This is a genomic window from Streptomyces botrytidirepellens (genome assembly GCF_003721215.1).
Taxonomy (GTDB): Bacteria; Actinomycetota; Actinomycetes; order Streptomycetales; family Streptomycetaceae; genus Streptomyces; species Streptomyces himastatinicus.
Map to the genome: position 1 here is coordinate 1 of NZ_RIBZ01000741.1, position 8,666 is coordinate 8,666.

Here is an 8,666-nt window from a genome sequence, read left to right on the forward strand (position 1 = left end):
GACTGGCTGCCCGCGCTCGCCGCCGCCCTCGGCGCCCCGGCCCCATCGCTCGCCGCCACCGCCGGCCGGGAGGGCTGGGAGCGCGGCGCCGACAACACGCTCGCCCGCCGCCTGGGCTGGCGCCCGGACCACCCGACCTGGCGGACCGGCTTCCACCACCAGCGGCAGCCATGAAAACGGCGTAGCCGGACCGCTTCCGTCCGGCTACGCCGCCGAGCCCTGGAGCCCACACGAGGCGCGACACGAGGTGCGCTCGCGTGTCAGTCGTCGGGCATACCCGTGGAGACCGTCAGCTCGATGGTGTCCGTCTTCGGGTTGTACGGCTCGTAGTTGCGGTACGTGTAGTTGAGGACCGTGCCCTTGCCCCACAGGTTCTCGTCCTGGGTGGTGACGCGGTACTTCCAGCCCGCGGCCCGGATGCACTTCTTCACCGAGTCGACGTAGAGGTTCTGGAAGTCGGGCACGCTGTACGTGCCCTTGTCATCGCTGTCCTCGTAGGCGTCCGTGCACTTCTCGGGGTCGATCGTCTTCGTCTTGTCGCCCATGCGGAAGCCCGCGGGTTTCGTCGACGCGGGGGCGGAGGTCTTCTGGCCGCCGCCGCCCTTGCTCTCGTCCTTCTTGTCGCCGTCGCCGCCGCTGAGGGCGATGACCAGGACGACGCCGAGGACCGCGATCGCGGCCACCACGGCGGAGCCTATGATCACGCGCTTGTTGCCGTTGCCACCGCCCGGGGAGCCCGGCGAGCCCGACGGGGACGGAGCCGGGCTGGGCGAGATGTTGTACGGCGGCGGGGTGCTCGGGCCGTGGCCGCCCTGGTACGGGGACGCGGGGGCGGCGTACGGCTGCTGGCCCACCGGCATGGTCGGCGGCGGCGGGGTGGACGGGCCGAAGGCGCCGAACTGCCCCGCGCCGGCCTGCGGCTGGTACGGCGTCTGGACGCCGCCGGGGCCGGGCCCGGGGGTCTGCTGGTCGACGGGCGGGAACACCGCCGCGCCGACGCCGGAGCCGCTGCCGGCGGGCGGGCCGCCGCTGATGATGATCGGGGAGGCGCCGGTCTGGCCGGTGCGGGAGACCCGGGCACACTCGTCGCGCATGGCCTCGGCGGTGGGGAAGCGCTCGTTCGGGTTCTTCTTCAGAACGCGGGCGACCAGCGCGTCCACCGCGGGCGGGATGGACTGGTTGATCGAGGAGGGCGCGACCGGCTCCTCCTGCACGTGCGCGTACGCGATGGCGAGCGGCGAGTCGGCGTCGAAGGGGAGCCGCCCGGTCAGCAGCTCGAAGAGCATGATGCCGACCGAGTAGAGGTCGCTGCGGGCGTCCACGCCGCGGCCCAGCGCCTGTTCGGGCGAGAGGTACTGCGGGGTGCCGACGACCATGCCGGTCTGGGTCATGGAGGTGACCCCGGACTGCATGGCGCGGGCGATGCCGAAGTCCATGACTTTGACCACATTACGCTTGGTCATCATCACGTTACCGGGCTTGATGTCGCGGTGAACCAGCCCCATTTCGTGGCTGATCTCCAGTGCCGCCAGAACATCACCGGTGATTTTCAGCGCCTTTTCGGTCGGCATCGCGCCGTATTGCCGAACGTCGGCGTCGAGGACGGAACGCAGCGGAAGTCCCTCGACGTACTCCATGACGATGTACGGCATGAGCGCGCCGTCGAGGGAATCCTCGCCGGTGTCGAAGACCGAAACGATATTGGTGTGCGTGAGTTTGGCCACCGCCTGGGCCTCGCGGCGGAAGCGCTCGCGGAAGGACTGCTCGCGTCCCAGCTCCGTGTGCAGCGTCTTGATGGCGACCTGGCGGTCCAGCACGGAGTCGTAGGCGAGGTGCACGGATGCCATGCCGCCCTCGCCGAGGAGATCACGCAATTGGTAACGGCTGCCGGCCAGGGAGCTGCCCTGGTAGCGGCCCGGTGCGCCGTGCTGGCTCATGTTGTTACTTCCCCCTCGGCGCACTCCCGCTCAACCCGCACGTTTCGACGCCATGATCTTCGTGTTCCGGATATCGTGGCCAAGTCTGCCCCAGGCCACGGACACGTCAAGCCACGTGCCCGTTCCGTGACCGGATGCTCAAGAACCCGTCACGCGATTTGCAACACTTCACCGTCAACAGGTTTGATGGCCGGTCCATCACGAACCGATGCGCGGCGCGAAGGCTGTAGCGTGCCTAGCAGGAACCGTACCGCCCGCGGGCGGGGCGATCTCGACCAGACCCCCACCTAGACCGAGACGGCGAGGACCGATGGCACAGACCCAGAGCGCCCAGGGGCCTTCCGAACCTGACGCTACCGGGTCCGGAATGTCTGATGTGCCCGAGGCGTGGGGAAACGGTGGACTGGTCGGCGATGGCCGCTACCGTCTCACCGGGCGCCTGGGCCGCGGCGGCATGGCGGAGGTCTTCGCCGCCGAGGACATCCGGCTCGGCAGAACTGTCGCGGTGAAGCTGCTGCGCGCCGACCTGGCCGAGGACCCGGTGTCCAAGGCCCGCTTCACCCGCGAGGCACAGTCCGTCGCGGGGCTGAACCATCACGCGGTCGTCGCGGTGTACGACTCCGGCGAGGACGTCGTCGGCCCGAACACCGTCCCCTACATCGTGATGGAGCTGGTCGAGGGCCACACCATCCGCGATCTGCTGCTGAACGCCGAGGCGCCGCCGCCGGACCAGGCGCTGATCATCGTCTCCGGGGTGCTGGAGGCGCTCGCCTACAGCCATCAGCACGGCATCGTGCACCGTGACATCAAGCCCGCGAACGTGATCATCACCAAGAGCGGCGCGGTCAAGGTGATGGACTTCGGCATCGCCCGTGCCCTGCACGGCGCGCAGTCCACCATGACCCAGACCGGCATGGTCATGGGCACCCCGCAGTACCTCTCGCCCGAGCAGGCGCTCGGCAAGGCCGTGGACCACCGCTCCGACCTGTACGCGACCGGGTGTCTGCTGTACGAACTGCTCGCGCTGCGCCCGCCGTTCACCGGTGAGACTCCTCTTTCGGTCGTTTATCAGCACGTTCAGGACAATCCCGTACCACCGTCCGAAATTTCGGGCGGCCAGGTTCCGCCGGAACTGGACGGCCTGGTGATGCGCTCGCTCGCCAAGGACCCGGACGACCGGTTCCAGAGCGCCGAGGAGATGCGCGGACTGGTCCAGTACGCGCTCCAGATGCTCCAGGAGGCGGGCGGCCACACCGGGGTCTGGAACACCGGCCCGGTCACCCAGCACCTCGGCGGCTCCACCGGGGCGATGGGCATGGCGGGCACCACCGCGATGCCGCACCCGGGGCACGGCGACACCTCCCAGCAGCCGATGGTCGCGCCCGGCGCGGGGAACGGCGGCGGGTACGACGGCGGTTACGACGGGGGCTCCGGCCGGGGCCGCCGGGGTGGCCGCGGCAAGCTGTGGCTGATCGCGGCGCTCGCGGTGATCGCCGTGGCGGTCGGGGTCGCGTTCGCGCTGAACCTCGGCGGCAATGACGACAAGGGCAAGCAGCCGAACAAGAACCCGACGGCGACCCAGCAGAAGGAGACGAAGGAGCCGAGCGAGGAGCCGACGGAGGAGACGACGGAGGCCCCGGAGACCGACGACTCCACCGGCGGTACGGGCGACTACACCCCGTCCCAGGACCCGACCAGCCCCTCGTACACCGGGCAGCCCACCGACCCAGGGGTGCCGAACCAGCCGACCAGCGGCCCGACGGACCTCCCGACGGACCCGCAGACCACGCCGTCCGACGGCAGCAGCCAGACCACGCCGCCCGACGACGGCGGCGAGACCACCCCGCCGGACGACGGTGGCGAGGACCCGCCGACCAGCCTCCCGTCCGACGACAGCCTCGGCTGACCGGACCGGGTCCGACCGGAACGAAGCCGACTGCCCCGGCCCCGCGCGAGCGGGGTGCCGGGGCAGTCGCATGCGTACGGGCTCGAGTACGGGAGCGCGCGGCCCTCAGCCGCAGAACGCGTCGCGGACCGCCTCGTACTCCCGCGTCCACCACACCACCAGCGCCGCCGCGGCCGGGAACTGCGGATCGGCGCGGTGGTCGCCGCGCTGGTAGTGCCAGCGCAGCATCCAGAAGTCGTTGAGCCGCTCCCACCACACCCGGTGCACGGCCGCGGCCATCTCGTCGGTCCCGGCGCCCGCCATGCGGCGGTAGGCCCGGGCGTAGGACCGGACCTTGGTCAGCTCCAGGGTGCCGCCGGGCCGTACGAAGAAGATCGCGGCGGCGCGGACGGCCTCCTCTGCGCGCGGCTGGACGCCCAGCCGGTCCCAGTCGACGATCGCGGCGGGTTCCGTATCGCGGTAGAGCAGGTTCAGCGGGTGGAAGTCGCCGTGCACCCAGCCGGTGGCCGGGATCGCGTCCGCCTCCGGCCGGCGGTGGGCGTGCCGCTCCAGCAGCGCGCGGCGCTCGGTCAGGCGGTGCTCGGCGAGTTCGTCGAAGGTGTCGCGCGGCCGGTGGCCGCGGACCCGCGCCAGCAGCTCGTCGATGACGGCGTAGGTGTCCTCGGGGTCGGCCGCGGGCTCCGGCGGCTCACGGTCGCTGGTCCCGGCCCGCATGACCTGCTCCAGGCAGGTGTGGACGAACCCCAGCAGCCCGCCCAGCCGCCAGCACTGGGGCGTGGTCAGCGCGGCGCCGTCGCGGTGCCGTCCGTCGATCCAGGGGTGGAGGGCGTAGCAGCGGCCGCCGATGACGGCGACCGTGCGGCCGTGGGCGTCCGGGACCGGCGGGGCGACCGGCAGGCCGAGCGCGCCCAGCCGCTGGGTGGCCCGGTGCTGGCGGGCGATGGCGGTGCGGTCGCCGTCGAGGTGGTGCTTGAGGAAGAACCGGCCGCGGGTGGTGGCGAGCCGGTAGCCGCGGTTGAGCAGCCCCTCGGTGAGGGGGTCGCAGGACACCGGCTCACCGGCCCGGTCGTAGCGGCGGAGCAGGGCGCTCAGGGTTTCCCCGTCGGGAGCGGCCTCGGCGAGGTGTACATGTGAGCGCGGCACTTGCCAGATGTTAGATCACTCGGCGTCACGGACCGTGCGGGAGTTGACGCGGCAGGCCGAATGGTGCTTGGGGGCACCGATCGGCGACGCTCTAGTTCTTCTGGGCCTGCATCCGGGCCACGAAGGCGGCGGCCTGCGAGCGGCGCTCCATGCCGAGCTTGGAGAGCAGGCTGGAGACATAGTTCTTGATCGTCTTCTCGGCGAGGTGCAGCCGCTCCCCGATCACCCGGTTGGTCAGCCCCTCCCCGATCAGCAGCAGGATCCGGCGCTCCTGCTCGGTGAGGGAGGCGAGCCGGTCGTCGGGCTTGGCGGCGCCGCCGCGCAGCCGCTCCAGGACCCGCGCGGTGGCCACCGGGTCCAGCAGTGAGCGGCCCGCGGCCACGTCCCGGACGGCGGCGAGCAGTTCGCTGCCGCGGATGTCCTTGAGCACGTAGCCGGACGCGCCCGCCATGATCGCGTCGAAGAGGGCCTCGTCGTCGGCGAAGGAGGTGAGCATCATGCAGCGGATGGCCTCGTCGCGCGAGCGGATCTCCCGGCAGACCTCCACGCCGCTGCGGTCGGGCAGCCGGATGTCCAGTACGGCGACGTCGGGGCGGGTCGCGAGGATCCGGGCGAGGGCGTCGGCCGCGGTGCCCGCCTCGCCGACCACCTCCATGTCCGGCTCGCTCGCCAGCAGCTCGCGCACGCCGCGTCGTACGACTTCATGGTCGTCAAGTAGGAAAATCCTGATTTTTCCTTCTTCGCGCACGGCTCCAGTCTCACATACGGAGTCTTCCCGTGCCTTTGTCCAGCGGGATAACGTGCGGAGGACCGACGGTCGGCGAGGCTGTGACCAGTGGATGTTCACCCAACCGCGCGATTTACTTGGAAATCCAAGCAAAATTGCAGGTCAGGTGGGGTTTCGCAGAGATGCGGAGCACTGGGTAACGTGCCTTGTGCGGGGCCGACCGCCGGGAACCTGTCACGCCCGGACGGACGTTTCGTCGCACCCACCCCGTGCGTCGTCGTCGGACGGGCGAGCCGCAACTGGCCGCCGGCGGATCCCGGAGGCCGGACAGACGGAGGAGCACACGTGACCGTGGAGAGCACTGCCGCGCGCAAGCCGCGCCGCAGCGGAGCCAAGCGCAGCACCAGCGCGCGGAGCACGAAGAAGCAGTCGGCGGAACCGGAACTCGTACAGCTGCTGACCCCGGAGGGCGAGCGCGTCGAGCACCCCGACTACGCGATCGACCCGACCCCCGACGAGCTGCGCGGCCTGTACCGGGACATGGTGCTGACGCGGCGCTTCGACGCCGAGGCCACCACCCTTCAGCGCCAGGGCGAACTGGGCCTGTGGGCCTCCCTGCTCGGCCAGGAGGCCGCGCAGATCGGCTCCGGCCGGGCCCTGCACGACGACGACTACGTCTTCCCGACCTACCGCGAGCACGGCGTCGCCTGGTGCCGCGGGGTCGACCCGACGAATCTGCTGGGGATGTTCCGCGGGGTGAACCACGGCGGGTGGGACCCCAACAGCAACAACTTCCACCTGTACACCATCGTCATCGGCTCGCAGACGCTGCACGCCACCGGCTACGCGATGGGCGTGGCCAAGGACGGCGCGGACTCCGCCGTGCTGGCCTACTTCGGTGACGGGGCCTCCAGCCAGGGTGACGTCGCCGAATCGTTCACCTACTCCGCCGTCTACAACGCCCCGGTCGTCTTCTTCTGCCAGAACAACCAGTGGGCCATCTCCGAGCCCACCGAGAAGCAGACCCGGGTGCCGCTCTACCAGCGCGCCCAGGGCTACGGCTTCCCGGGCGTCCGGGTGGACGGCAACGACGTGCTCGCCTGTCTCGCCGTCACCAAGGCGGCGCTGGAGCGGGCCCGCACCGGCCAGGGGCCGATGCTCGTGGAGGCGTTCACCTACCGCATGGGCGCCCACACCACCTCCGACGACCCGACGCGCTACCGCTCCTCCGAGGAGCGCGAGCTGTGGGAGACCAAGGACCCGATCCTGCGGCTGCGCACCCTCCTCACCAACGAGAAGCTGGCGGACGACGCGTTCTTCGACGCCCTGGAGCAGGAGTCCGACGCGCTCGCCAAGCGGGTGCGGGAGGCGGTCCGGGCCATGCCCGACCCCGACGACATGGCGCTGTTCGAGCACACCTACGCCGACGGCCATGCGCTCGTGGACGAGGAGCGGGCGCAGTTCGCCGCGTACCAGGCTTCGTTCGTCACCGCTGAGGAAGGCATCTGACATGGCAGCCGAGAAGATGTCGCTCTCCAAGGCGATCAACGCGTCGCTGCGCACGGCCCTCGAAAGCGACCCCAAGGTCCTGATCATGGGGGAGGACGTCGGCAAGCTCGGCGGCGTCTTCCGCGTCACCGACGGGCTCCAGAAGGACTTCGGCGAGGACCGGGTCATCGACACCCCGCTGGCCGAGTCCGGCATCGTCGGCACCGCGATCGGGCTCGCGCTGCGCGGCTACCGCCCGGTGGTGGAGATCCAGTTCGACGGTTTCGTCTTCCCCGCGTACGACCAGATCGTCACCCAGCTCGCCAAGATGCACGCGCGGTCGCTCGGCAAGGTCAAGATGCCGGTCGTCATCCGCATCCCGTACGGCGGTGGCATCGGCGCGGTCGAGCACCACAGCGAGTCGCCCGAGGCGCTGTTCGCGCACGTCGCCGGGTTGAAGGTGATCTCGCCCTCCAACGCCTCCGACGCCTACTGGATGCTCCAGCAGGCCATCGGCAGCGACGACCCGGTGATCTACTTCGAGCCCAAGCGCCGCTACCACGACAAGGGCGAGGTCGACACCTCGGCGATCCCCGGCCCGCTGCACGCCGCCCGGGTGGTGCGGCCCGGCACCGACCTCACCCTCGCGGCCTACGGCCCGATGGTGAAGGTCGCGCTGGACGCGGCCGCTGCTGCCGCCGAGGAGGGCAAGTCGCTGGAGGTCGTGGACCTGCGGTCGATGTCGCCGATCGACTTCGACACGGTCCAGCAGTCGGTCGAGCGGACCGGCAGGCTGGTCGTGGTGCATGAGGCGCCGGTCTTCCTGGGGACCGGCTCGGAGATCGCCGCGCGCATCACCGAGCGGTGTTTCTACCACCTCCAGGCCCCGGTGCTGCGGGTCGGCGGCTATCACGCGCCGTACCCGCCCTCGCGGCTGGAGGACGAGTACCTGCCCGACCTGGACCGGGTGCTCGACGCCGTAGACCGTGCGTTGGCGTACTGAAGGGCTTGAGGAGATCGTGACGATGACCGCAGTCGAACAGCGCTTCCGTGAGTTCAAGATGCCCGACGTGGGCGAGGGACTGACCGAGGCCGAGATCCTCAAGTGGCTGGTGGCGCCGGGCGACACCGTGACCGACGGTCAGGTGGTGTGCGAGGTCGAGACCGCGAAGGCCGCGGTGGAGCTGCCCATCCCGTTCACCGGGGTGGTGCACGAGCTGCGCTTCGACGAGGGCACCACCGTGGATGTGGGCACGGCGATCATTTCGGTGGACACCGACCCGGGCGCCGGAGAGGCGCCCGCGCCCGCCGCCGCGCCGGAACCCACCGCCGAGGCGCCCGCCGAGGCCGAACCGGAGGGGCGCCAGGCCAACCTGGTCGGCTACGGCGCCGCGCCCTCCTCCACCAAGCGCCGCCCGCGCAAGGCCCAGCCGGGGGCGCAGCGCCCGGCGGCCGAGGCCCCCCG

At 70.9% G+C, this 8,666-nt stretch carries 7 protein-coding genes; 4 read left to right on the forward strand and 3 right to left on the reverse strand.

The window, feature by feature from the left end; all coding sequences use genetic code 11:
• Positions 1-260: 260 nt before the first annotated feature.
• A complete protein-coding gene (locus EEJ42_RS37720; protein WP_123106688.1) occupies positions 261-1,937 on the reverse strand; it encodes a protein kinase domain-containing protein in 1,677 nt (558 codons plus the stop codon).
• Positions 1,938-2,247: 310 nt separating this feature from the next.
• Here EEJ42_RS37720 and EEJ42_RS37725 point away from each other — a divergent pair, with 310 nt between their 5' ends.
• A complete protein-coding gene (locus EEJ42_RS37725; protein ID WP_246097627.1) occupies positions 2,248-3,843 on the forward strand; it encodes a protein kinase domain-containing protein in 1,596 nt (531 codons plus the stop codon).
• A 105-nt stretch (positions 3,844-3,948) separates the two neighbouring features.
• On the opposite strand, the gene EEJ42_RS37730 is transcribed toward EEJ42_RS37725, so the two are convergent.
• Positions 3,949-4,986 (reverse strand): phosphotransferase, encoded by a 1,038-nt coding sequence (locus EEJ42_RS37730; RefSeq protein ID WP_123106690.1) that lies wholly within the window; start codon positions 4,984-4,986, stop codon positions 3,949-3,951.
• 91 nt (positions 4,987-5,077) lie between these two features.
• Positions 5,078-5,734, reverse strand: a complete 657-nt coding sequence (locus EEJ42_RS37735) for a response regulator (RefSeq protein ID WP_123106691.1) — start codon at positions 5,732-5,734, stop codon at positions 5,078-5,080.
• A gap of 324 nt (positions 5,735-6,058) precedes the next feature.
• On the opposite strand from EEJ42_RS37735, the gene pdhA reads away from it, so the two are divergent.
• The 3 genes from pdhA to EEJ42_RS37750 form a co-directional block, all read left to right on the forward strand.
• Positions 6,059-7,222 (forward strand): pyruvate dehydrogenase (acetyl-transferring) E1 component subunit alpha, encoded by a 1,164-nt coding sequence (pdhA, locus tag EEJ42_RS37740; protein ID WP_123106692.1) that lies wholly within the window; start codon positions 6,059-6,061, stop codon positions 7,220-7,222.
• A 1-nt stretch (position 7,223) separates the two neighbouring features.
• Positions 7,224-8,204, forward strand: coding sequence for an alpha-ketoacid dehydrogenase subunit beta (locus tag EEJ42_RS37745; RefSeq protein WP_123106693.1), 981 nt, complete (start codon positions 7,224-7,226; stop codon positions 8,202-8,204).
• Positions 8,205-8,226: 22 nt separating this feature from the next.
• On the forward strand, positions 8,227-8,666 hold a 440-nt coding region (locus tag EEJ42_RS37750; protein ID WP_342778381.1), incomplete at its 3' end, for a biotin/lipoyl-containing protein.

Coding starts and splice junctions, on each gene's coding strand:
- EEJ42_RS37720 (WP_123106688.1), bottom strand. CDS start 1,937: ATGAGCCAGCACGGCGCACCGGGCCGCTACCAGGGCAGCTCCCTGGCC.
- EEJ42_RS37725 (WP_246097627.1), top strand. CDS start 2,248: ATGGCACAGACCCAGAGCGCCCAGGGGCCTTCCGAACCTGACGCTACC.
- EEJ42_RS37745 (WP_123106693.1), top strand. CDS start 7,224: ATGGCAGCCGAGAAGATGTCGCTCTCCAAGGCGATCAACGCGTCGCTG.